Origin of the sequence: Ruminococcus sp. YE282 (genome assembly GCA_900101355.1) — a bacterium.
GTDB lineage: Bacteria > Bacillota > Clostridia > Oscillospirales > Acutalibacteraceae > Ruminococcoides > Ruminococcoides bromii_A.
Genome location: FMUV01000004.1, coordinates 32638 through 57623 on the forward strand (window position 1 = coordinate 32638; position 24986 = coordinate 57623).

The 24986-nt window shown below is 39.9% G+C and carries 18 protein-coding genes; 9 read left to right on the plus strand and 9 right to left on the minus strand.

Going from position 1 to position 24986, the window contains the following annotated elements; all coding sequences use genetic code 11:
• Positions 1–44: 44 nt before the first annotated feature.
• The 3 genes from BLP46_RS02580 to BLP46_RS02590 are packed head-to-tail and all read right to left on the minus strand — an operon-like array spanning position 45 to position 3507.
• A complete protein-coding gene (locus BLP46_RS02580; protein WP_092975154.1) occupies positions 45–1256 on the minus strand; it encodes a glycosyltransferase 87 family protein in 1212 nt (403 codons plus the stop codon).
• Positions 1257–1281: 25 nt separating this feature from the next.
• Positions 1282–2304 (minus strand): tryptophan--tRNA ligase, encoded by a 1023-nt coding sequence (gene trpS, locus BLP46_RS02585; protein ID WP_092975157.1) that lies wholly within the window; start codon positions 2302–2304, stop codon positions 1282–1284.
• A 15-nt stretch (positions 2305–2319) separates the two neighbouring features.
• Entirely contained in the window at positions 2320–3507 is a 1188-nt protein-coding gene (locus BLP46_RS02590; protein ID WP_092975161.1) for an aminotransferase-like domain-containing protein, read from the minus strand.
• A gap of 325 nt (positions 3508–3832) precedes the next feature.
• On the opposite strand from BLP46_RS02590, the gene BLP46_RS02595 reads away from it, so the two are divergent.
• The 3 genes from BLP46_RS02595 (at position 3833) to BLP46_RS02605 (ending at position 6902) form a co-directional block, all read left to right on the plus strand.
• A complete protein-coding gene (locus BLP46_RS02595; protein WP_092975164.1) occupies positions 3833–5233 on the plus strand; it encodes a DHHW family protein in 1401 nt (466 codons plus the stop codon).
• A gap of 98 nt (positions 5234–5331) precedes the next feature.
• Complete coding sequence (locus BLP46_RS13255) at positions 5332–6027, plus strand: bis(5'-nucleosyl)-tetraphosphatase (RefSeq protein ID WP_318259427.1); 696 nt, start codon at positions 5332–5334, stop codon at positions 6025–6027.
• Positions 6028–6392: 365 nt separating this feature from the next.
• Complete coding sequence (locus BLP46_RS02605) at positions 6393–6902, plus strand: hypothetical protein (protein ID WP_092975167.1); 510 nt, start codon at positions 6393–6395, stop codon at positions 6900–6902.
• Positions 6903–7129: 227 nt separating this feature from the next.
• Here BLP46_RS02605 and ilvB read toward each other — a convergent pair whose 3' ends face one another.
• The 3 genes from ilvB to BLP46_RS02620 form a co-directional block, all read right to left on the minus strand.
• Complete coding sequence (gene ilvB, locus BLP46_RS02610) at positions 7130–8797, minus strand: biosynthetic-type acetolactate synthase large subunit (RefSeq protein ID WP_092975171.1); 1668 nt, start codon at positions 8795–8797, stop codon at positions 7130–7132.
• 101 nt (positions 8798–8898) lie between these two features.
• Complete coding sequence (locus BLP46_RS02615) at positions 8899–9594, minus strand: 5'-methylthioadenosine/adenosylhomocysteine nucleosidase (protein ID WP_092975173.1); 696 nt, start codon at positions 9592–9594, stop codon at positions 8899–8901.
• A gap of 483 nt (positions 9595–10077) precedes the next feature.
• Positions 10078–10803 carry a 16S rRNA (uracil(1498)-N(3))-methyltransferase gene (locus BLP46_RS02620; RefSeq protein ID WP_092975176.1) on the minus strand — a complete coding sequence of 242 codons (726 nt, stop codon included), beginning with the start codon at positions 10801–10803 and terminating at the stop codon, positions 10078–10080.
• A 236-nt stretch (positions 10804–11039) separates the two neighbouring features.
• On the opposite strand from BLP46_RS02620, the gene BLP46_RS02625 reads away from it, so the two are divergent.
• From BLP46_RS02625 to BLP46_RS02635, 3 genes are all read left to right on the plus strand, one after another.
• Positions 11040–11597: a CinA family protein gene (locus BLP46_RS02625; RefSeq protein ID WP_502685981.1), complete on the plus strand. Its 558-nt coding sequence runs from the start codon at positions 11040–11042 to the stop codon at positions 11595–11597.
• A gap of 205 nt (positions 11598–11802) precedes the next feature.
• Entirely contained in the window at positions 11803–13290 is a 1488-nt protein-coding gene (gene malQ, locus BLP46_RS02630) for a 4-alpha-glucanotransferase (protein ID WP_092975182.1), read from the plus strand.
• Positions 13291–13293: 3 nt separating this feature from the next.
• The gene (locus BLP46_RS02635; RefSeq protein ID WP_092975185.1) at positions 13294–15660 is read left to right on the plus strand and encodes a glycogen/starch/alpha-glucan phosphorylase; all 2367 of its coding nucleotides are present in this window, start codon (positions 13294–13296) and stop codon (positions 15658–15660) included.
• 315 nt (positions 15661–15975) lie between these two features.
• On the opposite strand, the gene lepA is transcribed toward BLP46_RS02635, so the two are convergent.
• Complete coding sequence (gene lepA / locus BLP46_RS02640; RefSeq protein ID WP_092975188.1) at positions 15976–17787, minus strand: translation elongation factor 4; 1812 nt, start codon at positions 17785–17787, stop codon at positions 15976–15978.
• A gap of 236 nt (positions 17788–18023) precedes the next feature.
• Between lepA and BLP46_RS02645 the strand changes: the two genes are divergently transcribed.
• Positions 18024–18482 (plus strand): C-GCAxxG-C-C family protein, encoded by a 459-nt coding sequence (locus BLP46_RS02645; protein ID WP_092975191.1) that lies wholly within the window; start codon positions 18024–18026, stop codon positions 18480–18482.
• A gap of 242 nt (positions 18483–18724) precedes the next feature.
• Here the strand turns inward: BLP46_RS02645 and BLP46_RS02650 are convergent, their stop codons facing one another.
• Together BLP46_RS02650 and BLP46_RS02655 are read right to left on the minus strand one after the other, a co-directional pair.
• The gene (locus BLP46_RS02650; RefSeq protein WP_092975194.1) at positions 18725–19477 is read right to left on the minus strand and encodes a tRNA threonylcarbamoyladenosine dehydratase; all 753 of its coding nucleotides are present in this window, start codon (positions 19475–19477) and stop codon (positions 18725–18727) included.
• Positions 19478–19498: 21 nt separating this feature from the next.
• On the minus strand, positions 19499–22348 hold the full coding sequence (locus tag BLP46_RS02655) for a YfhO family protein (protein ID WP_092975197.1): 2850 nt from the start codon (positions 22346–22348) through the stop codon (positions 19499–19501).
• A 152-nt stretch (positions 22349–22500) separates the two neighbouring features.
• Between BLP46_RS02655 and BLP46_RS02660 the strand changes: the two genes are divergently transcribed.
• Together BLP46_RS02660 and BLP46_RS13260 are read left to right on the plus strand one after the other, a co-directional pair.
• Complete coding sequence (locus BLP46_RS02660; RefSeq protein WP_092975200.1) at positions 22501–23472, plus strand: glycosyltransferase family 2 protein; 972 nt, start codon at positions 22501–22503, stop codon at positions 23470–23472.
• On the plus strand, positions 23462–24817 hold the full coding sequence (locus tag BLP46_RS13260) for a GtrA family protein (RefSeq protein WP_318259428.1): 1356 nt from the start codon (positions 23462–23464) through the stop codon (positions 24815–24817). The genes BLP46_RS02660 and BLP46_RS13260 overlap by 11 nt, the downstream gene beginning before the upstream one ends.
• The last annotated feature ends 169 nt before the right edge of the window (positions 24818–24986 follow it).

The following is a 24986-nucleotide window of genomic DNA, read 5'->3' on the forward strand; positions in this document are numbered from 1 at the left end:
AAGCTATAAAATATTAAGTACAATCAGTGCCACAGTACTCACTTTTAAGCTTTAATCAAATTGAGAACTGCTTCGTTTTCATTATCGTCGCTGTTAAGAACAACATCTTTAACAAACAAATATGACACGTAAATATAGATTGCGACATATACAATTGCGGTAAATCTCATACTGATGTCATAATTAAACATATAGTGACAATAACCTCTTAGCGAAACCAAGTTGCATGCTGCTGCCAACCAGTAATGCTTTCTGTTTGAAATCACATAGACTATCAACAGTATATCAAGCAAGTATCCGTATCTCTCGTGCATTGACGAAAGATACATCAAGCAGGTAAAAGCTGTCCAAATTGACGTAAGCATAAACTTATTTTTATCGGCAAGGTTCACTCTTTTGCGAATCAACATACACAAACCTATTCCGAGAATTACAACCGTAAGTGCAATAGAAACAGTTTTCAGCAAATCATAATTTGAAGTATCGCTTGCATCACAAATTAAAGCGTATATATTCGGACAATTCATTTGAATATACTTGCCGTAATCGGTCTGTTCCACATATATTTTTATAATGTCCACAGGATTTCTTCCAAGGAAAACAACCGGCAGACACATAACAACATCTACGGCAGGCGCAATAAGAAAATGAAGAATTGAAACCTTGCGTGTTGTAATATAGTAACACAAAAAAACAGGAAGAATAAATATTGTCTGAAGTTTAAACGCAAGTGAAACGCCAAGCAAAACAAATGAGGCTATGTTTTTGTTTTTCAACAGAAAATAGATTGAAAGCAAAATAAACGAAACATAGATTGAATCACACTGTGCCCAAAAAGCAGAGTTAAAGCAAACAGTAATTGAACAAAAAACCAGTGAGTATGTTAGTGCAAAGACAAAATCTGATTTTTTGCCGCTCACTTCATTAACAAGCAAGCCTGCGCTGATTGCAAGCACAACATCAAACACGATTGATACTAACTTATACGTATACAATGACTTTAAAGGAAACAAAGTAAGGATATAAATAATTATCTGATACGGTATGTTGTAATTACCCACCTGAGTTTTAAGTCCGCATAATCCGCCGGCTTCAATTTGAGACCACCACGGATTAAGAAAAGATATAAAGTCGCCGCTCTGGTAACTTCTGCCACAATAACGAATTACCATTCCGAGTATTGTCGCTGCCGCAATTAAAAAAATCGGCAGATGTCTTTGAACAAAATCAAAAAATTTACTTTCTATTTTTGTCATAAACTATCCTTTCACATCTAAAGCATTAAAGAATAAATCCGACTTTTTTCATTGTCTTTGAAAGTGTTCTGCTGCTTATTTTAAGTGCGATTTCGTCTGCTTTGCGATAGCACTCTTCAAGGTAAGCTTTATCTTTGATAAGTTTTTCATAGCGTTCACGGATTGGTCTTAATTCTTCAACAACAGCCTCTCCTACCGCAGTCTTAAAGTCACCATAACCCTTACCGTCAAAGTCATGTTCAATCTGTTCATAGCTGAGTCCTGTTATTGCACTGTAAATTGCCATAAGGTTGTTTATGCCGTCTTTTCCCTCTCCGTAACGAACACAAGCCTCGCTGTCCGTAATGGCACGCTTGAATTTTTTCATAATAACTTCCGGAGTGTCAAGCATATGAACACAGCCGTTTACGTTTTCGTCAGACTTGCTCATTTTTCTTGTCGGGTCCTGAAGGCTCATAATTCTTGCGCCGTTCTTTGGAATAAATCCGTCAGGAATTTTGAACACATTTCCGTAAAGTCCGTTAAAACGCTCGGCAATGTTTCTGGTAATCTCAATATGCTGCTTTTGGTCTGCGCCTACCGGAACTTTGTCAGCCTGATACAGCAGAATATCACAAGCCATAAGAACAGGATATGTAAATAGTCCTGCATTTATATTGTCGGCGTGCTTTGCAGACTTGTCCTTAAACTGAGTCATTCTTGAAAGCTCGCCAAACTGAGTGTAACAGCTCAAAATCCATGACAACTCAGCGTGAGTGTGAACATGGCTCTGAATAAAGAAAAGGCTCTTTTCAATATCTATTCCGCAGGCAATTACGGACGCATATGCCTCAATTATATTCTTTCTCATCTGAGCGGGATTCTGTCTTACTGTAATAGTGTGCAAATCCGCAAGAGAATAAATGCAATCGTATTCCTCCTGCATTGTTACCCAGTTGCGCAGAGCACCCAAATAGTTGCCCAATGTAATTGTACCGCTGGGCTGAATTGCGCTAAATACGATTTCTTTCTTCTTTGGAGTTTCAATAGTTTTGTTTTCGTTTTCCATAAATATTACCTCTCATTAATTCCAGTTATTGGCAAGCTCTCCGAGAATTTTTATTCCCTTTTCAAGCTGTTCGTCAGTCGGAGTTGAAAAATTAATTCTAAAGCTGTTGCAAGGGTCGCTTTCGTCAGTCAAAAACGCATTGCCGGGAACCACGCAAACCTTGTGCTCAATAGCCTTTTTGCAAAAATCCTGCATATTAATACTCTGCGGCAAATCGCACCAAATAAACAATCCGCCGTCAATTCGGTTATACGTAATTGCAGGTTTGCAGTATTTGTCGAGCAAATCCATACAAAAATCAGCTTTTTTGGTATAAATGCTTCTCAGTTTTGCAAGGTGAGAATTAAAATCATATTTTGTAATGAACTCATCGCAAACATACTGCGACCATATATTTGTATGCACATCGTTGCCCTGTTTGCACACCACAAGCTTCTGAAAAACAGGCTTTGGCGCAATACAATAAGCAACACGCATACCCGGTGAAATAACCTTTGAAAACGAACCTGCATAAATTACAATTCCGTCTGTATCAAGCGACTTGATGTTCGGAATATTTTCACCGCTGTATCTCAAATCTCCGTACGGATTATCTTCAAGAATCAGAACTCCGTATTTCTTTGCAAGCTCATAGATTTTTTTGCGCTTTTCAAGACAGGTTGTAACGCCTGACGGATTCTGAAAATTCGGAATTGTATATATAATCTTTGCGTTCGGGTTTGTTTTGAGTGCATTTTCAAGCTCCTCAATATTCATACCGTCGCTTTCAACCGTTACTCCGACAAGTTTTGCATTGTAGCTTCTGAAAGTGTTGAGTGAACCGATAAACGACGGAGCCTCGCAAATTACAACGTCTCCCTCATTTAAAAGCGCCTTTGAGCACAAATCCATTATTTGCTGTGCTCCTGTTGTTATGATAATATCATCATTCTCGCTTCCCGTGTTATTTTCACGCTTCATATAATCCCTTAGATGCTGTCTTAGCGGCGTATATCCCTCGGATACGCTGTACTGCAATACAGAAATAGGGTTGTTTTTGAGCACATCATCTGAAATTTCGGCAATTGCCTTAGCAGGAAATGCATCCGGCGACGGATTTCCTGCCGAAAGTGAAACCACTTCCGGGTCTGCGGCATATTTAAAAATTTCCCTGATTGCACTCGGTTTAAGATTAGATACTCTGTCAGAAAATTTATACTCCATAAAATACCTCTTAATCAATGCGGCTAAGCACTTTTATTTGGTAAACAAATCAAACAAATTCTGCCGCAAATATACACTAAAATATACACTATATATCTTATCACTAACACCGATAACATTCAAGAACTTTTTGTGCCGTAATCGGCATTTTGAAATGATAACAGGTCGGTAATTGAGCAATTTTAAACTTTTTTCGGTAAGTGCTGTTTGCAATATGTATAAAAAATTGGGAATTTATATTGTTTTTAGTCGGTTTATGTAGTATAATTAAAGTATATTTTTTGAACCCAAGTTTAATTACTTGCTACCAAAAGGAGCAAATATAATGAGCAATCGCAACGATTACGATTACTACGATTTTGATAAAATGGATGACGGCTATGATAGCAGGGACTACCGCAGACGCCGCCCCGAAAGACGACAGGGCAGCTATAACAAACGTCCTTCATATAATCCGCGCAGCTCTCGTTCCTCATATAATTCAAGACCCGTGCGCAAAAAACGCAGCCCGCAGTCTTCATATAATTATAATTCGTATCCACAATCCGCATATAAAAGACGCAAAAAATTCAACAAGAGAAGATTTAAAAATCGCATGATAATAATCGGCGGCGGAATATTTATTCTTGTCTTGGTTATTCTGATGATTGTGGCAATGTTCCGAGGATGCGGAATAATGCGGAAAGACCCGTCAAACGTTTCAAAAGACACAATTTCAAAACAAGAGTCCACAATTGACACAGCTCAGTCAAATTCATCTAACAATTCAGCCGAAGGAGACCTTTCGCCTGCCTATTTTAAAACGCCTGAAATAAAAGACGACAACTCCAAGGGTGAAATGGTGTATAACATCTATGTTTGGAACAAAGCAGGCTATGAATTGTTCGGAAGCACGGATGACAAGGCACAGACCTATGCCGACACGATAAACGGATTTGCCGACAAGCTTTCGGATATTAAAGTTTATGATATGGTAATTCCAAATCATACAGAATTCGGACTTCCTCAGCGACTCAAAGACGGCGACGCTCCGTCAACGTCTCAGGCAGATAATGTAAAGGCAATATATTCAAAGCTTTCAGACAAGGTAACACCTGTTAATGCTTATAACTACCTTGCCGACCACAACAGTGAATATATATACTTTAAATCAGATCATCATTGGACAGGACTGGGCGCATATTACGCTTACAAAGCCTTTGCAGACACAAATAAACTGACTGCTTTGTCGCTTGACAACTGTACCGAAAAGACCATTGACGGCTTTACCGGAACATTTTCAAATACCGCAACCGGACTTGACACCGACTCTGTTCACTATTGGGAATTTCCGTATTCGGTAACTATGGACATTACCTCGGAGGACGGCACCACAAACACATATGACAGTCCGTATTACAGCGGTGCAACCGCCGGTTCACTGACATATGGCGCATTTATTATGGGCGATAATCCGTTGACAGTGCTTAAATCAAGTTCGGAAAATGCCGAAAAAGGCAAGAAAATCGCAGTTGTAAAAGAAAGCTACGGCAATGCGTTTGTTCCGTATCTTACAAACAACTATGAAGAAGTACACGTAATTGATTTCAGAACATTCCGCAACGTTCAGACAGATTTAAATTCTTACTGCAAACAGAACGGAATAGACGAGGTGTTGTTCTTAAACGGCGTTATGAGCGCCAATACTCAGATTCAGCTTGACAGTATGAGCGGACTCTTTAATTGATATAATATCAATCTGTTAAAATTTTTGGAGTTTGATAAAACATCATACAAACAAACCTGAATTTTAAAATAAAAGAATTTTAGAAAGGAGGCAACAGAATGATTGCAGAGCGTGTGCAAGCAACATTGTTCGGAAAAATTGGTGAGCATCTTTATTCGGCGTTCATAAATTCACCGAAAATCAACAACAAAAACGCCTATGCAATCTCTCATAACGAATTACCGGAAGTTTTTGACGCCGTTGTGATAGCTGTTGCCGAATTTGACGGCCTTGACGGAGAGCGTGCAATTGTTGCTCCTCACGGAGAGATATTTTACGAACCGGAAATACGCAATATGCTTGCAAGGCTGAGAAATGTAAAACTTATAAATATATCCTGTCTGTATGAAAAATCCTGCGGTGCGGTTATATTTTATAAAACCAGACAGGATACAAAAATTCTGTTAGTAAAAAATAATAACGGAAGATATTGGAGTTTTCCGAAAGGACACATTGAGGACGGCGAAAACGAACACCAAACAGCCATCCGCGAAATTAAAGAGGAAACAGGACTTGACGTTACAATATTCAACGGATTTCGTGAAGTCAGCGAGTATTGTCCGTTTGGCAAAATACGCAAAAGGGTTGTCTTTTTCCTTGCAAGAGCATTTACAGATAATGTAAAAATTCAGGAAGAAGAAATTGACAGCTATATTTGGGTTGATTTGCAGCAGGCGCGAAAAATGTGTTCTTATGATAACGATTTAAGGATTATTGATAAAGCAGAAACAGCAATTCACCTTATGCGAACCTAAAATTCTTTGCGAAAATCAAAGAATTTTGGGTTTATTTTTTTATTTTTAAAACACAAAAAAATATTTTAAAAAACTTCAATTTTTTTATTTTCACACTTCAAACATATTCGTAATAAAATAGTCAAAAATTAAAATTCAAGTAATTGTAATACGTTAATTGTGTTCAAATTACGGTTTCAAAATTCAAAATATTTTTAAATAACATAAATTTGAGTATAATTATACAAAAAACGATAAATATGAAATCTTAATGCAACTATTATTAAAGCAAATTGTTATTTATCATTACATTCTCCTTTGATATACTTTAGGCACATTCAAGGCAACAAACTCGACTGAAAATTAATATTAAAGGAGTTTTTTAAATGAAAAAATCAGTAAAGTATATGGCAGTAGCAGGCGCAGTTCTTACAATGGCAACAGCAGCACTCGGAACAACAGCATTTGCAGCAAGTGCAGATTCAAACACTTCTGTTTCAGCAAGTGCATCAGCAAGCACATCTAACGTAACTTATGTTGAAAATCATTCAAAGATTGATTGCACAAACCGTTACAAGATGAATGACGGCAAGTACAACTACACAATCAAGACTCCAAAAATGGTTTCCGCTAATGATGTCAAAGTAAATCTTACAAGCAATTCAGAAGGTACAGCCTCTTACGGTACATATGCACTCAGCGATTTGAACGCAACTAAGATTAACGAAGATGAGACAAACAATTATTATCAGCTCATTCTTGACAAGCCAAACGGCGTAGGTGTTAAGCTCTACTGTGTTGAAAACAGCGGTTCATATATGGCAAGCTATTATATGGCAACTGATAACGCTAACCTCCAGACAACAGAAGGCAGAGGTTACTGGTTGGGTGCTTAAATCTATTTAATTGATTCACCGAACATCCTATAAATTTAACAAAGCGCTTGATATTCATCAAAATGAGTATCAAGCGCTTTTTGTATATTACTGTTTTTTGCAGCAAATGGATAAAGTATAATGATATTCAAAAATTTTCCTTAACAATAAAGGCAACACCAAGTAATTTTCGGTGTTGCCTTTTTGTATTATTTATTCAGATATAAAAGTTAATCAAAAACTATCAATTACATTTCAGTGATAATATCATCAACAGTTTTTCCCGGAGGAATCATCGGAAGAACGTTTACATCCGGGCTTATATGGCAGTCAACAACAACAGGTCTATTGAGGTCAAAAGCCTTTTTAAGCACAGGTTTGATTTCTTCGGGCTTGGTAATTCTCATACCATCAATACCAAAAGCATTTGCAAGGGCAACAAAATCAGTTGCACGGTGCGGGTCGGTCTGAGAAAAACGACTTCCGTAAAACAGCTTTTGCCACTGGCGAACCATACCGAGAACCGTGTTGTTCATAACAAGTACTATGACAGGTAAATCATATGACTTGAGCGTTACAAGCTCGTTGAGATTCATATGGAAACTTCCGTCACCTGTTACAAGAAACACACGCTTGTCAAGGTGAGAAACCTGTGCGCCGATTGCTGCGCCCATACCAAAGCCCATTGTTCCCATTCCGCCGGAAGTAAGAAGCGTTTTCTTGCTTTCAAAGCGGCAATACTGAGCTACCCACATTTGGTGCTGTCCAACGTCTGTTGCGATAATATCGTCGTCAGCCTTTATCTCGTTTACAACTTCAAGAATCTCGCGGGGCTGCGGATAAATATCATCGGCAGGATTTGGAGTACTAAGAGAATCTTTCCAATCTTCAATTTGACTGAGCCATTCCGGATGACTTTGCTGTTCAAGACCGACTGTAAGTGCAATCAAAATATTCTTTATGTCGCCGAGTATGTATTCATCAACCTTAACGTTTTTGTTGATTTCTTTCTCATCAATTTCAAGCTGAACAATCTTTGCCTGCTCGCCAAATCTTTCACGGTCACCTGCTACACGGTCGGAAAATCTTGCGCCGCAAACAATCATAAGGTCACATTCGGCGGTGATTTTGCCGGTTTCGTATCCGCCGTGCATACCGATATTTCCGATAAACAGCGGATGACTTGCGGGAATACAGCCAAGGCTCATAAGAGAACAACATACCGGAGCGTCGATAAGCTCGGCAAACTTTCTAAACTCATCGCTTGAGTTTGCACTGAGTATGCCTCCGCCGGCGTAAATCATCGGACGTTTTGCATTTTTAATCATATCCTGAACAACACGAATATTTTCGGGATTTTTAATTTCAAAAATTTCGGGCTTTTTAGGTTCTAACGGCTTAAATTCTGCCTTGTCAGATGTTATATTCTTTGGAATATCAACCAAAACAGCGCCCTTTCTTCCCTCGTTGGCAAGTTCAAATGCCTTACGAAGAGTCGGAGCAAGGTCTTTGACATCTTCAACAAGGAAACTGCCTTTGGTGATAGGCTTTACAATTTCTACAATATTAACTTCCTGAAAGCTGTCACGGCCAAGCTGGTCGGTTGTGACATTTGCGGTTATTGCAACAACAGGAATACTGTCAATGTTTGCCGTTGCAAGACCGGTTACAATATTTGTTGCACCAGGACCGGAAGTGGTAATAACCACACCTGTTTTTCCGGTTGAGCGTGCGTAGCCGTCAGCCGCATGTGAAGCTCCCTGCTCGTGAGCAGTCAAAATATGATTAATTCTGTCGCTGTACTTGTACAGTGCATCGTATGTGTTAAGAGCGGCACCGCCTGGATAACCAAAAACCGTATCAACACCTTGTTCAAGCAGGCACTCGCAAATTATTTCTGCACCTGTAAGTTCCATTTTACCTAACTCCTTATAAAACCCGCAAATGTCCGTAAATGCGAATTAATGTAATCTAACAATTAATTTTAATGATTTAAAGCGTTATTGTCAATAGCCAATCAAAACTCCTTGACAAATTCGGTTACGGCATAAACCGTTTTTTTGCTTGCAAGTTCACAGAATTTTACAAAGTCCATACCTTTGTTTTCGTCAAGGTCATCGGAAATTGCACGAATGATTCCGTACGGTACACCAAAGCAATAACAAACGTGACCGATTGCCGCACCCTCCATCTCACAGGCAAGTGCACCAAACTGGTCGTTAATGCGCAGTCTCTTGCGGCGGTCAGATACAAATATATCTCCGCTTGCAATAATTCCCTGCGCAACCTTTGTGTCGGGAATTTTCTTACAAACCGAAGCAAGCCTTGTTGAAGCTTCTTTGTCACATTCAAAATATGTAACCTTGCCGTTTGAAAACGAAACTTCGCCCTTCTTGTCGCCAAGAGCAGTTGTGTTCATATCGTGTTCAAGCGACTTTGTTGCAATAACTATATCTCCTATGCTGACTATCGGAGACAAAGAACCGGCAACTCCGCTGTTTATTACCACATCGGGAGAATAACGCTGAATAAGAGTTGCAGCGCACATTGCGGCGTTTACCTTGCCGACACCGCACACAACAATAACAATATCCTTGCCGCAAAGTTTTGCCGAAATAAACTTCATTCCGGCAATTTCTTCGGCATTTGCCTGTTCTGAACGTGCAATAATGCCGTCAGCCTCAATCTGCATTGCACAAATTATTCCTATCATTTCAATCTTCCTTTTTATCCGTTATGTTTTTTATGATTTTCTATTAAGTGTTATTATTAATTTAATCATTGAAAAATGATTTAGCAAGTAAATTTTCGGCGCTGACAAATAACTTATAGGAGTTACGATTAATCCATTCGTATATGTACTGTTTTATAATCCGCAATTTTGTTTACTGCTGACTAAAAAGTAATAGTAATGATGTGTTCAAAACTATCTCCTAACTAATAAACTTCTACGTTGCAGACCAAAAAGTAAGGTTCAGCAGTAATAGTGAGGACGTGCTCAAAATTATCCTATAATCTGTAAATTTCTACGCTGCTGACCAAAAAGTGAGAGTCAGCGGTAATAGTGAGGACGTGTTCAAAATTATCATATTAATCAGTAAGTTTCTACACTGCTGACCAAAAAATTAAGAGTCAGCGGTAATAGTAAGGACGTACTCAAAATTATCTCCTAACTAATAAACTTCTACGCTGCAGATTAAAAATTGTCGGTCTGGTACATTATTATTGATAAGGCGGCAAGCGGTGCAGTTTCCGCACGAAGGATTCGTCTGCCCAAGGTTGCGGCAACGCCTCCGACAGAGATGACTTTCTCAACCTCGCCTGCTTCAAATCCGCCCTCGCTGCCAATAAACATTCCAACGGTTTTAGGTTTGTCCGATAAAATGGTTTTTACGGATTGACCGCCCATTTCATAAAAAATAACTGTCTTTTCGTTTTGTGCAGAAAGCTCGGCAGCCGAGTTAAAGCTTACACAATCACATACTTGGGGAATTATGCCTCGGCGGGATTGCATTGCCGCCTGAAGAGCAATTTTCTGCCAGCGTTCACGCTTTTTGGCAAGAGATTTTGAATCCGGACGTGAAACACACCTTGCGGAAATAACAGGAACAATTCGGCTGACTCCAAGTTCAACGCATTTTTGAATTATGTATTCCATTTTATCGCCTTTTGGCAGAGCCTGATAAAGCGTGACAAAAACATCAGGTTCATTTTCGCACGGCATTTTATAAAGAACGTCAACCGTAACGCAGTCAGAATTGATGTTTGTAATTTTGCAGGAACATTGAACTGAATTTGGAGTTACAAGAGTGAGACTCTCCCCTATTTTCATACGCAAAACTTTTGAAATATGTTTTGCGTTTTCGCCCGATATTGCATATTGCTCACCGTTTATTTCGTGTTCAGTAAAAAACCAAGCCATAAAAACCTCAAAAAATTCTCGAATTTGAATAACCAAAACATAAATATACAATGCTTATTAAAGTAATTACCAATTAAATCACATATCTGTACAAGCTTTTGTTAAAACTTTTCACAAATGTTAACAAATACAATTAATCGGTATTACTTATATATAATACCAAAGTTCAAAATTAATTGCAATAAGTAATATGAGGTGTTAAAATAAACCAAGGAATACTTTTTGGAGATGATTTTGTGGTAACTCTTACAGATATTGATATTATCCAATTGCTGAGAAAAAACAACCTTAACGCCGACACCCTGGAAGAAACCGTTGTTGAAAGGCTTGCAAACAATAATCTGCACGCCGCAACCGCAGAAAGCTGTACGGGAGGTCTTGTAAGCGAAAGGATAACACGTGTGAGCGGAGCAAGCTCCGTGTTCGACTGCGGAATATGCTCGTACTCCAATGAAATTAAACATAAAGTGCTTGGTGTAAACAACGAAACGCTTGCCGTGCTGGGAGCGGTTTCGGCAGAAACTGCAATGCAAATGGCAGAGGGCGTAAGAAAGATTTCAGGCGCAGATATAGGCATCAGCACAACAGGAATAGCAGGTCCGACAGGAGGAATCGAAGAAAAACCGGTGGGGCTTGTTTTTGTCGGTATTTGCACAAAGGATAAGTCGTATGCGGTCAAGTTAAACCTGGGCGGCAACGAAAATATGGTAAATTCAAGAAGCTACATCAGACGCCTTACCTCGGATATGGCGCTGTTTGCAATAATAAACGAAATTCACAATATGTCAAAATAAGGTGTTTTACTGTGCAATTCATACAGTAAAATTGCGCATTTATGTATAAAGTTACAATGTGTAGCAAACCTTTTTGCACAATACGAAAATACTTGAAAAATATAATATTGTATGATAAAATATGATTGTTATTATGGGTTTTTGTGTTGAAAAATATACAAATTCCGAAAAGAATTAAATATCCGTTTGAAATGGAGTTGATTTTATGGCAAGAAGTGCAGGTGTACTACTCTCTATTACTTCACTTCCTTCCCCCTACGGTATCGGAACGATTGGCAAAGAAGCCCGTAAATTTGCCGACTTCCTAAAGGCTTCAGGACAAACTATATGGCAGATTTTGCCCGTAGGTCCTACAAGCTACGGCGACTCACCTTACCAGTCGTTTTCAACTTATGCAGGCAATCCGTATTTGATTGACCTTGATACTCTGTGTGAGGAAGGTCTTGTTACCAAAGAGCAAATCGAAAGCTATGATTGGGGCAGCAACGACAGCGAAGTTGATTATGAAAAAATTTATAACAACAGATTTGATGTTTTAAGAATTGCTTATAACAATTTTAAACAGGGCGACCAAAAGGAATTTAAAAGCTTTAAACGCAAAAATTCAAGATGGCTGAAAAATTATGCGCTGTATATGGCTGTTAAAGAAAGCTTTGATATGCGTTCTTGGACAGAATGGCCGGACGAAGAAATTAAAATGCGTGACGAAAAAGCTGTTGCACGTTATGAGCGCAAATATAAAGACGAAGTTGACTTTTGGAAATTTATTCAGTTTAAATTTTATGAACAATGGGAAGCTTTCCGCGCATATGTAAACGGATTGGGCATCAAAATTTTGGGAGATATGCCGATTTATGTTGCAATGGACAGCGCAGATACATGGGCAGACCCGGAGATTTTCCAGCTTTATGACGACGGAGACCCAATTGCAGTGGCAGGCTGTCCTCCGGATTATTTTTCGGCAACAGGTCAGCTTTGGGGAAATCCGCTTTATGACTGGGATTACCTTGAACAAACAGACTATGACTGGTGGTTTGAGCGCATAAAGGCAGCTTCAAAGCTTTTTGACATTACAAGAATTGACCACTTCAGAGCATTTGCAAGCTATTATTCAATCCCGTTCCCTGCCGAAAACGCAGTAAACGGCGAATGGATTGAAGGTCCAAGAATTAAGTTCTTCAATATGATGGAAGAAACTCTCGGGAAAATTGATATCGTTGCAGAAGACTTGGGCACTCTCACACCTGACGTTACCGAGCTTATGCAGCAAACAGGCTATCCGGGAATGAAAGTTCTTGAATTTGCTTTTGACAGCGGAGAAGAAAATGATTATCTGCCGCACAAATATAATGAAAACTGCGTAGTATACACAGGAACCCACGACAACGACACTGTAATGGGTTGGGCAGAAACCGCAAATCCAAACGACCTCAGATATGCAAGAGAATATTGCAGAATGCCTGAGGACGAGCCGTTTAACTGGGGACTTATCAGAGTTGCGTACGAAAGCAAAGCAAACACGGCGATTGTTCCTATGCAGGATATTCTCGGACTTGGGAAAGAAGCAAGGATGAACACGCCGTCTACACTCGGCAACAACTGGACATGGAGACTGAAAAGCGATGCTCTTACACAAGAGCTTGCAGATAAATTAAAAACAATGTCTGTAAATAGCGGACGACTGGAGGACTAAATAATGGGTAATATTATGGAAAAGCTTGAGCTGACAGCACAGTCAATGTACTGCAAAAAGGTTGAAGAACTTACCCCTTCCGAACTTCACCTTTCACTTGGCAAAGCAGTTATGGGCGAAATCGCTCCAAACTGGGAAGCAAGCAAAGCTAAGCACAACAACAACCGCAGAGCTTACTATTTCTCGGCTGAGTTCCTTATGGGCAGAATGATGTACAACAATCTGTACTGTCTCGGCATTCTTGACGATGTTAAGAAGCTTCTCAAGAAAAAGGGCGTTGACATCAATGTATTTGAAGACATTGACGATGCTGCTCTCGGTAACGGCGGTCTCGGAAGACTTGCCGCTTGCTATCTTGACAGTGCCGCAACTCAGGAAGTTCCGCTTGACGGCTACGGAATCCGTTACAAGTACGGTCTTTTCAAACAGCTTATCAAGGACGGCTATCAGGTTGAAGTTTCAGACAACTGGCAGAGATTTGAAGATCCGTGGTGTCTGCGCAGAGAAGACGAAGCTGTTTTGGTTTCATTCAAAGACCAGACTGTAAGAGCTATTCCTTACGATATGGCTGTTATCGGCTGCAAGACAAGCAACATCAACACTCTCAGACTCTGGCAGGCTGAAGCTGTTAATGACTTTGACTTTACAGCATTTAACGATACTGAATATGACAAGGCCGTTAAGGAAAAGAACGACGCTGAAAACATCACAAAGGTTCTTTATCCGAACGACAACAAGTATGAAGGAAAAGTTCTCAGACTTAAACAGCAGTATTTCTTCTGCTCTGCTTCACTTCAGGACATTATGCGCCGTTATAAAGCAAAGCATGGCAACGATTTCAGCTACTTTGCAAAAGAAAATGCAATTCAGCTTAACGATACACACCCTGTATCATGCGTACCTGAACTTGTAAGACTTCTTATGCTTGAGAATATGAACTTTGACGAAGCATTTGAAATTGCAAGAAAGACTTGCGCTTATACAAACCACACAGTACTCGGCGAGGCTCTTGAGAAATGGCCTGCTGACCTTATGACTCAGGTTGTTCCTGAAATTTATCACATCATTTGCCTTATCGCTAACAAGTGCCAGGAAGAGCTTACTGCAAAGGGTATCAGCGAAGATATGAAAGCTAAGATGCGCATTGTTGACGGCAACGTTGTTCATATGGCAAGACTTGCAACATACGCTTCAACTTATGTAAACGGTGTTGCTCAGCTTCACACAGAAATTCTTAAGGACGACGTTCTTAAAGAGTGGTATCAGGTATATCCTGAAAGATTCCAGAACAAGACAAACGGTATTACACAGCGCCGTTGGCTTGGTCTTTGCAACCCTGAGCTTGCAGCAATGATTACAGACAAGGTTGGTTCTGACGAATGGCTTACAGACCTTTCACTTATTTCAAAGCTTAACGAGTCTGTAAACGACACAAGAACAATCAACAAGTTCAATACAATTAAGAAGAAGAAGAAAGTTCAGCTTGCTGAATACATAAAGAAGATGGACGGTTATGATGTAAATCCTGACACAATCTTTGATATTCAGGTTAAGCGTCTTCACGAATACAAGAGACAGCTTCTTAACGCTTTCTCTATCATGACAATTTATTACAGACTTAAGGAAAACAAACTTAAGAACTGGACACCAACAACATTTATCTTTGGCGCAAAGGCTGCTCCGGGATATGCAAGAGCAAAAGCAATCATCAAGTACATCAACGAGATTGCTAATCTTGTAAACAACGATCCTGACACAAAGGATTTGCTCCAGGTTTACTTTATTTCAAACTACAACGTATCTTATGCAGAAAAGATTGTTGTTGCCGCTGACATTTCAGAGCAGACATCAACAGCAGGTCTTGAAGCTTCAGGTACAGGTAATATGAAGTTCATGCTCAACGGTGCAGTTACACTCGGAACATATGACGGTGCAAACATCGAAATTGCAGAGTGTGCAGGCGAAGAGAACGAATACATCTTCGGTGCAAGAGTTGAAGACATTGAAAAGCTCAAGGCTGAGGGTTACGATCCTAAGAAGCTTTACGACGCTAATCCGGAAATCAAGAGAGTTGTTGATACACTTATCGACGGCACATTTGATGATGACGGAGCACAGGGCGAAGGTAGCTTTAAGGAACTTCACGATTCACTTCTTAAGGATTCAAGCTGGCAGAAAGCCGACAACTACTTCCTTATCTATGACCTTCCGCTTTATGTTGACGCAAAAATTAAGGCTAATGCAGATTATGCTGACCGTAAGGCATTCGGTAAGAAGTGCCTTATGAATATTGCAAATGCAGGTAAGTTCTCATCTGACCGTGCAATTGTAGAGTATGCTAAGGAAATCTGGCACGTAAGCCACAAGTAATTTAAAACAATTACAAAATAACTAATTAAACGGGTTGCTGCTGCAGCCCGTTTTTCTTATAGAAATTTTCAACATAGAATGTTAATTATCACAGCGCTGAGTATCCTTAAACTATATAAAATACCGATTGTTTGACTTTTTGAAGCAAAAACAAAAAAATTTCAACATATAATCAACAGAAATTTAACAGAGCTATTTGTGTTATAAAATGTTGATAAATCGCAATGACACAAAAATAAAGCGAAGCACAAGTTTATGCGCTTCGCTTGTTAATTATGTGTTAAACATTGTTGAAAATTTTGCAGTCTGATGTTATTAATCGGTATCCAGTTTCAGCACTGCCATAAACGCCTCCTGCGGAACCTCAACGGAACCTAACTGGCGCATACGTTTCTTACCTTCCTTTTGCTTTTCAAGCAGCTTTTTCTTACGGCTGATATCACCGCCGTAGCACTTTGCAAGCACGTCTTTACGCATTGCTTTTACGGTTTCTCTGGCAATAATTTTGCCGCCTATGCACGCCTGAATTGGTATTTCAAAGAGCTGACGCGGAATTTTTTCTTTCAACTTTTCCGCCATTTTTCTGGCTCTTCCGTACGCTTTGTCCTTGTGAATAATAAACGAAAGCGCATCAACAACCTCGCCGTTAAGCATAATATCAAGCTTTACAAGCTGGCTCGGAACGTATTCTTTCATCTCATAGTCAAAAGAAGCATAGCCTCTTGTACGTGATTTAAGAGTGTCAAAAAAGTCATAGATAATCTCGGCAAGCGGCAAAATATAATGCAAATCCACTCTGTCAGCATCGATATACTGCATATCAGCAAAAGTTCCTCGTCTGTCCTGACATAATTCCATAATATTTCCGACATACTCTTTCGGAGTATAGATATGTGCGTCGGTAACAGGTTCTTCTGCCATTTGAATCAACGACGGGTCAGGATAATTTGTTGGATTATCAATCATTTCAACGGTGCCGTCGGTGCGTGTAATGCGATAAATAACGCTCGGAGCAGTTGTTATAAGGTCAAGCTGATATTCACGTTCAAGCCTTTCTTGGATAATTTCCATATGCAAAAGTCCCAAGAATCCGCATCTGAAGCCGAATCCAAGTGCAATCGAGGTTTCAGGCTCAAACGAAAGCGCAGCATCGTTGAGCTGAAGTTTTTCAAGCGCATCCTTTAAATCACCGTACTTTGCACCGTCAACCGGGTAAATACCGCAGAAAACCATTGGATTTGCTTCTCTGTAACCGGGAAGAGGTTCTTCGGCAGGGTTTGATGTTAACGTTACAGTATCGCCAACCTTTGCGTCAGCCAATGTCTTGATTGAAGCCGCAATATAGCCAACCTCGCCTGCATAAAGCCCGTCGGTGCTCTCCATTGTTGTGGCATGCATAAGTCCGCACTCAACAACGTTAAATGTACTTCCTGTTGCCATAAGCTTAAATTCATCACCCGGATGAATCTGACCTTCTTTAAGTCTTACATAAATAATTACACCCTTGTAGCTGTCATAATAACTGTCAAAAATCAATGCGCGCAAGGGTGCGTCTTTGTCACCTGTCGGCGCAGGAATATCTGTTACAACCTTTTCCAAAACCGCATGTATGTTGATTCCGGCTTTTGCGGAAATCTTCGGCGCATCCTGAGCAGGTATTCCGATTACGTCCTCAATTTCATTAATTACCCTGTCAGGGTCAGCACTGGGCAGGTCGATTTTGTTGACAACAGGGACAATTTCAAGACCGCTGTCAACCGCAAGATATGTGTTTGCAAGGGTTTGAGCTTCGATTCCCTGTGATGCATCAACGACAAGTATTGCACCCTCACAAGCGGCAAGCGAACGGGAAACTTCATAGTTAAAGTCAACGTGACCGGGCGTGTCAATCAGATTAAAAAGATATTTTTCGCCGTCATCGGCAGAATATACAACGCTTACTGCACGTGCTTTTATTGTAATTCCACGCTCACGCTCAAGCTCCATATCATCAAGAAGCTGAGCTTCCATATCACGCTTTGAAACCGAATTGGTTTGCTCAAGAATACGGTCGGCAAGTGTGCTTTTGCCGTGGTCAATATGAGCAATGATGCTGAAATTTCTTATTTTATCCTGTGGAAAGGACATAGCGTCACCTAATTTCATCTATAATCTTAAGTGCAAATGTTTCGGCTTATAAAAATAAAGCTGAGGAGCGATGCTCATTTGCACTGATTTTAATTCATCTCAAGCTCTGCTCGTTGAAAGCAAAGCAGGGCATAATAATCAGGATAATTATATCACACACACACCGAATTAACAAGTGAAAATCGGTTGAAAAAACTTGTCCAAGGTGATATACTTATGCCAAAAGGGATGATGATATGAGTAAAGGCGATATTGCAAAAAACTATTTTGAAAACGGATATAACTGCTCTCAGGCAGTTGTACTTGCATTTTGCGAAGATTTTGGGCTTGAAAAAGAAACAGCAGCAATGATTGCCGCACCGTTTGGCGGCGGAATCGGCAGACTCAGGGAAGTTTGCGGCACATTTTCGGGAATAAATATGATTCTCGGACTTGCCGAGGGAAAAAACACTCAGGAAAATCGTAGCAAAAAGACAGAACTATACAAGGATGTACAAGCCCTGGCTGAAAAATTCAAGGCAGACAACGGCTCAATTATATGCAGAGATTTGCTTAACCTGCGCATAAAAATCAAGGATAACCCTACTCCCAGCGAACGCACCGACGAATACTACAAAGCCCGCCCGTGTTCGGAACTTTGCAGATATGCGGCTGATTTACTTGAACAATTTTTGGCTGAAAACAAAAAAGTTTGAAGCATTAAACAATAAATTGATATTAAATAGAACTATGCCCTGCTTTGCTTGCGATTAATTGCAAACATTGCTAAGGAACATTAGCTTTTCAAGGGTTAAAAAATGAAAAATCAACTGAAACTCTGATTTGGCACCCACTTCAGATGCGTATTTTATTTTTAATTTAGATTATACATAATAAAACAGGCACGACAGCTTTATTCTAACTGTCGTGCCTTTGCTTTATATTTTTTAACAATTATTTAACGAATTAGGTCTTTGACAACCTCGCCTGCAATAATCAATCCTACCACAGACGGGACAAACGCCGTACTTCCGGGAACCTGGCGGCGTTGAGTGCATTTTCTTGCCGTTCCCGGAGGGCAAATGCAGTGTTGCTTACAGCTTATTGCCATATCGTCAACAGGCGTAATCGGTTTTTCTTTTGAGTAAACAACCTTCAAGCTCTTGATTTTGCGCTTTCTAAGCTCGGTTCTCATTACCCTTGCAAGCGGGCATACGGACGTGCTGTATATGTCGGCAACCTCAAAAGCCGAGGCATCAAGTTTGTTACCTGCGCCCATTGAACTAATAATCGGAGTTCCTGACTTGTCGGCATTAACAACAAGCGTAATCTTTCCTGTCACCGTATCAATTGCATCAACAATGTAATCGTATTGTGAAAAATCAAACTGCTCTGCCGTATCAGGCATATAAAAAGTTTTGTGAGTGTTTATTATCACATCGGGATTGATGTCGTGAAGCCTCTCTTCTGCAACATTAACCTTATACTTTCCGACAGTTTTGCGTGTTGCAAAAATCTGTCGGTTAATATTGGTAAGGCATACCTTGTCGTCATCAATCAAATCAAGGGTGCCAACTCCGCTGCGAACAAGTGCTTCGGCTGTATATCCGCCGACGCCGCCTATTCCGAATATAGCCACCTTTGAATTGTTGAGTTTTTCCATAGCCTCTTTGCCCAAAAGCAATTCGGTTCTTGAAAACTGATTAAGCATTATAATCTCCTGTATCTCGGATTAATTGTTATTATCTGTTATTTCAGCAGGTTTTTCCTGCGGTTTGTTTTTGCGTTTTTTAAAGATATAAACATATACGCACAATGCCGCAAATGCCGCAGCACAAATTACAGAAACCGCAAATCCCGGCCAGAATCCCTGAGGATAGTAATAAAGTTTTATTGTGTGCTCACCGACAGAAAGCGGAAAAGCAACCAATGAATTGCCAACCGGTGTGATGTCAACCTTTTTGCCGTCAACAACAGCGGTCCAGCCTTTTTCGTATGGAATAGATGTGTAGAACAATCCGTCTTTTGTTACGTTTATTGTTCCCTCCATAGAACTGCCGGTAGCCTTTGTTGTGGTCATAACACCACGGCTTACTGCTTCATATCCTTTTTCAAACACATCCTGATTAAACAGGTTTACATAAACTTTTGCGGTGCCTGCCTGTCCCTGTTTGAGCTGTGAATATACAGAAATCTTATCGCCCTGATTAAAGTAACCAATGCAGGCAATATATGAACGTCCCATTCCGTATGTCTTAGGCTGAGCCACATCGTTTTGCATAATTGTAATATCGTCACCGCCGGTAATGTCGGCATACATACAATAAATACCGTCTTTCGGAGCTGTGTAATTCCACTTTACATTCGGTGTGATTGAGCCGTCAAGACAGCTGAACGAATAGTTGCCGTATGCGGTTTTATTAACGGTAAACTTGCTTGAATCATAGTGACCCTGACTTTCAACCTCAAGCGGAGTATAAACGTTCTCGTCCACTCCCGTTGCAAGCTTAAAAAATTCACTCTGAGTATCAAACGGATTAAACTGGTCTTCGTTGTCGTTTTCTACCCACTGTGACAGCTTGCTGTCTGTCATAAATCCCATAGGAAGATAATGATTGTTTTTAAGAAGTTTTTCGTTTGCAAGGGTGTAAACCTCGCTGAGGTCATAGGTATTCTGATAGGTTACGTCACGTGCAACAAGATATTTAAGGTTCATAAACAGGTTGGCAACAGGTGAGCTCTCGGCGTATGTGTAACGGTTTCCACTCTTCCAGCCCATCAAACCGAAGTTTTCAAAGAATCTTGTCATATTAACATTAGCCATTGAATTGAACATTGAAAGTCCGTCATAGTGGTTAAGCGCACCGTCGTTGAGAGTCTGTGTTGACGTCATCTCTGCACGCCAAAGCTCTGTTGTATCCTCCTCAAGATAGTTCATATAATCAAGAACCGCCTCGGTGGTTTCTTCGCCTCTCGGATAATCTGTTGTGGTTGTAACGGTGGTAACGGTTACGCTGTAATATGCCGTAACTGCGCTCTGACCGATTACAAGCACGGTTAATACAATACTGAGCACCGTTTTGGGAATAATACGCTTTGTGTAGAACAGTACAATAATTGCAGTAACTGCCAAAAACAGCGCAGATGCAACCAATGTAGGAGTAATCCACTCGGCATGTTCGGTAAACTGAGTCTTAATTCCGTCGTCATTAATTGCAAGCGCAAGCACAACCGCGCTGCAAGCCGCAGCAACAATAACATTAAGTGCAGATGAAAAATCAATGATAGAAAATGCTCTGAACGCCATAACAATAAGCACAAAGCTTATAAGATAGCTGAAACGGTACGGAATCATATTTGTGAAGTGAAAGCCGTGCCAAATATAGTCAAGCTGTCTGATAACACAGCTTATCATCATAAAGAACAGCAAACCAACATCAACAATTTTTTCTCTTAACTTAATCTTCTTAGAGGTAAGGAACAAGAAGCCAAAGAATATACAAATTGCTCCGCAGGAAATGTTCGGAATTGCGTCGGCAGCCTTTGTTGCGGCGCAGGTGAAATTAACAAGGTTTGCAACTATGCTCTTCATAGCCTTGAGAACGCCTGCCAAATCATTTGTTCCGCCGATATTAATTGCAAAGGTTGACGGGAACGCACTGCCGGAAGCATTTGTGTTTTGAAGTCCGAAAAATGCCGGCAACAGGAAAAATGCAGTCAATCCTATGCCTATTACCGAAAATACAGCAACTTTTACCAAGCTTCTGAAAAATTCTTTGACATTTTGCCAATGAACAATATGGTACGCTATAAAAATCAACAGCGTAAAAATGCAGGTAAACAAACCGATATAGTAGTTTGTGAGGAGCGAAAGAGCAAGAGTTACCGTGTAAAGACGGAACTTGTTTTCTGTAAGAAGTTTTACAACGCCGAGAACAACAAGCGGAGTGATACAAACCGTATCGAGCCAGATTGTGTTCCAGTAATATCCCATAAAGAATGCGCAGAATGAGAAGCAACATCCGAACAGCATGAGAGATATATCATTCTTCTTATAAACACTGCGCAGAAAGATTGCAGTAAACATACCGCCAAGAGCAATTTTGATTGAAACAGAGAACATAAGAAATTCTCTTAGCCATGCAGACGGAATAAATACCGTTAAAAAGTTAAGCGGACTTGCAAGATAATAGGACATCAGCGCAAAGTAATTTGTACCTCCGCCAACCGCCCAGGTCCAAAACAGCGACTCGCCGTTTTTCAGCTTGTCCTGAAAGTCTGCAAGAAACGGAAAATATTGGTGCCACAAGTCAGTAACTAGAATCTGTTTGTCGGCAGTGCCAAACGGCGAAACATTCATAAGTCCAAACGCCGTAACCATAAGAATAAACGGTACTGCAAATGCAAGAATAATGTAAATGTTTTTTAATACAAATCCCTTAAAACCATTTGGATACTGCTTTTCAATCGGCGGGTTAACCTCTGTATTTGCAGAAGCTTTTCCGGCCTTTGCCGCAGCCTTTGTTCTTGCGGCAGATTTTGCCTTAGAACCGGCTTTTGAAGCGGATTTTTTGTTCGCCATAGCTTTCTTACCTCCATAAATATTTTTAGCTATAATTAATCCAGTATATTTTAACACGTTTTTACTGCAAGGTAAATAAAAATATAAAAAAATCCAAAAAAAATGGACTTTTGCTTTTTACTTTGATATAATGGGTGGATAGAGGTGATTTTATGAAAACCATTGATTTGGTTGTTCCCTGCTTTAACGAAGAAGAGGGACTTGAACACTTTGTACTTGAAACAAATAAGGTAATCGACACACTTCCCGATTACAGTTTCAGATATATTCTTGTCAACGACGGAAGTCGTGATAAAACTTATTTGATTATGAAACAGCTTGCCACACGTTTCAGCAATGTCAAATACATTTCTTTTTCAAGGAACTTCGGAAAAGAAGCGGCAATGTACGCAGGACTTCAGCACGCAACGGCTGATTATGTTGTTGTTATGGACGCCGACTTGCAGCACCCGCCGCAGGTGTTCCCGCAAATGATAGAAGCCCTTGAAAAAGAGGGTTACGATTGCTGCGCAACAAAGCGTGAAGAACGTGAGGGAGAAAGCTTTTTCAGAGGATTTTTCTCAAAGCTTTTCTTCAAAATCTCAAACAAGCTGACTGACGTAAAAAATCCGTACGGAGCAATGGATTACCGTATGATGACTCAGCAAATGGTTCGCTCCATTGTTGAACTGGGCGAAGTTCAGAGATTTTCCAAGGGAATATTCTCTTGGGTTGGATTTAACACTAAATGGATATCGTTCAAAACGGTAGACCGTGAGCTTGGAACATCAACATGGAAATTTTCAAGCTTGTTTAAGTATGCAATTGACGGCATAACCTGTTTTTCGGTTGCACCGCTTAGGTTTACTGCCGTTATGGGCGCTATAATATTCTTTATATCGCTTATCTATATAATAATAACATTAATTCAAACTCTGTTTTTCGGAGTTACTACTCCCGGATATGTTACAACCCTGTGTGCGGTACTGTTTTTGGGAGGAATTACTGAAATGTCAATCGGTATTCTTGGCGAATATATAGGAAGAATTTATCTTGAAGCCAAAGACAGACCGATTTATATTACAAAGTTCTCAAACTTTGAAGAAGAAAATAACGAAGAAAAGGAAGAACCCAATGAAAAATAAGTCAAAAACCATAAGTTTTTCATATGCTCTTGTAATAACCGCAATCGTAGTTGTGCTTTCATTTATATGCACCTGCTTTGCCGTAAGCTCCGCTTCAAACAGTTCACAGGCTGACCTTAACGCTGCATTAAGCTACGCTGATGACAAAGTTAAAGATTTTAATTCTCAGGAATCTAAAATTAAATTTGATTTTGCCGACAAAATTTATTCAAAAGCAAATGCGGTAGCTTTACTGTACAGCAAAGACACAACTGATGAAGATTTGCAGAAAATCACAAGAGATTTGTATATTGATTCGGTAGTTATTGTTGACAGCAACAACAACTGCGTAGCTTCATACCCGGAAGACTACAAGGGTAAGAACATAAAGAAAACAGATGATTATGCATCATTTTCAAAAATCGTAAAGGGTATGGCTGTTAAACTTATGAGCGAACCTGTTCTTGCCGAGGACAGCAGCAATGAATATTCATTGCTTGCAGGCGTTCCGCAGAGCGACGGAACAGGCGCAGTTATTATCGGAATTACCACTGATGATTATGCAAACGTAAACGGTGCCAACCTTGCCGAAAATTGCGGAAGAAACGTTATAATAGCAAAAGATGGAGAGATTATAAGCTCTACCTTCGGTTCTGAAAAGAAAGCCAAGCTCGAAGACCTCGGCATAAACGACAGCGACCTTTCAAAAGACAGCTTTAATTTGAATTATGACGGCAACAGCTATCTTTGCAAAACATCCGTTCAGGGAGATTACACAATTATTTGCGCTTCACAGCAAAGTTCTTCTGCCGCTGTTTGGGTAATTCTTATTATTGAAATAGTTTTACTTTTGTGTGCAGCCGTTATGTTTGCGTTAAGTCCGAAATTCTCAGAATTTTTTTCTAACTTTTTCGATATAAAGTTTTGGAAATTTATCCTTGTGGGCATTATCAATACATTGGTAGGAAACGGACTCCAGTTTGTATTCTACGCCTGCTTTGGCTGGGACAAGTTCCAGTGGGGCGTTTGGCTTGCGTCTGCACTCGGATATTTAATCGGAAGCATTGTAAGCTACTTCCTCAATAAATACTTTACCTTTAAGAATAAAGAAAAGGGCTGGAAACCGATTGCACGCTTTGCACTCAACATTGCAATTTGCTATGCGATTGCATACGGAATTGCAATTCCTGTTACAAAGTGGATTTGCGTTGCAAACAGCTTTACAATGTTTGGTTTAAGACCGGAAGTATTTGCAGACTACGCTTCGATGCTTATCGGCGCTTGCCTGTTTGTTGCAACAAACTATATCGGTCAAAGATTCTTTGCTTTCCGTGAAAAGAAAACCGACAGCAACGAGACAAAGTAAATTTAAGACTTTAGTATTAGGGACGATGAAAATCGTCCCTTTTGTTAATTGCAATATAGACAGACAATATAATAAAAATCGGCTGTAAAAACAGTTAACTATTCCGAGATAAATTAAGTAGCTTGAGCAAAATTATTTTGACTGAAAACAGCAGGAAAAAAAGCGTTAA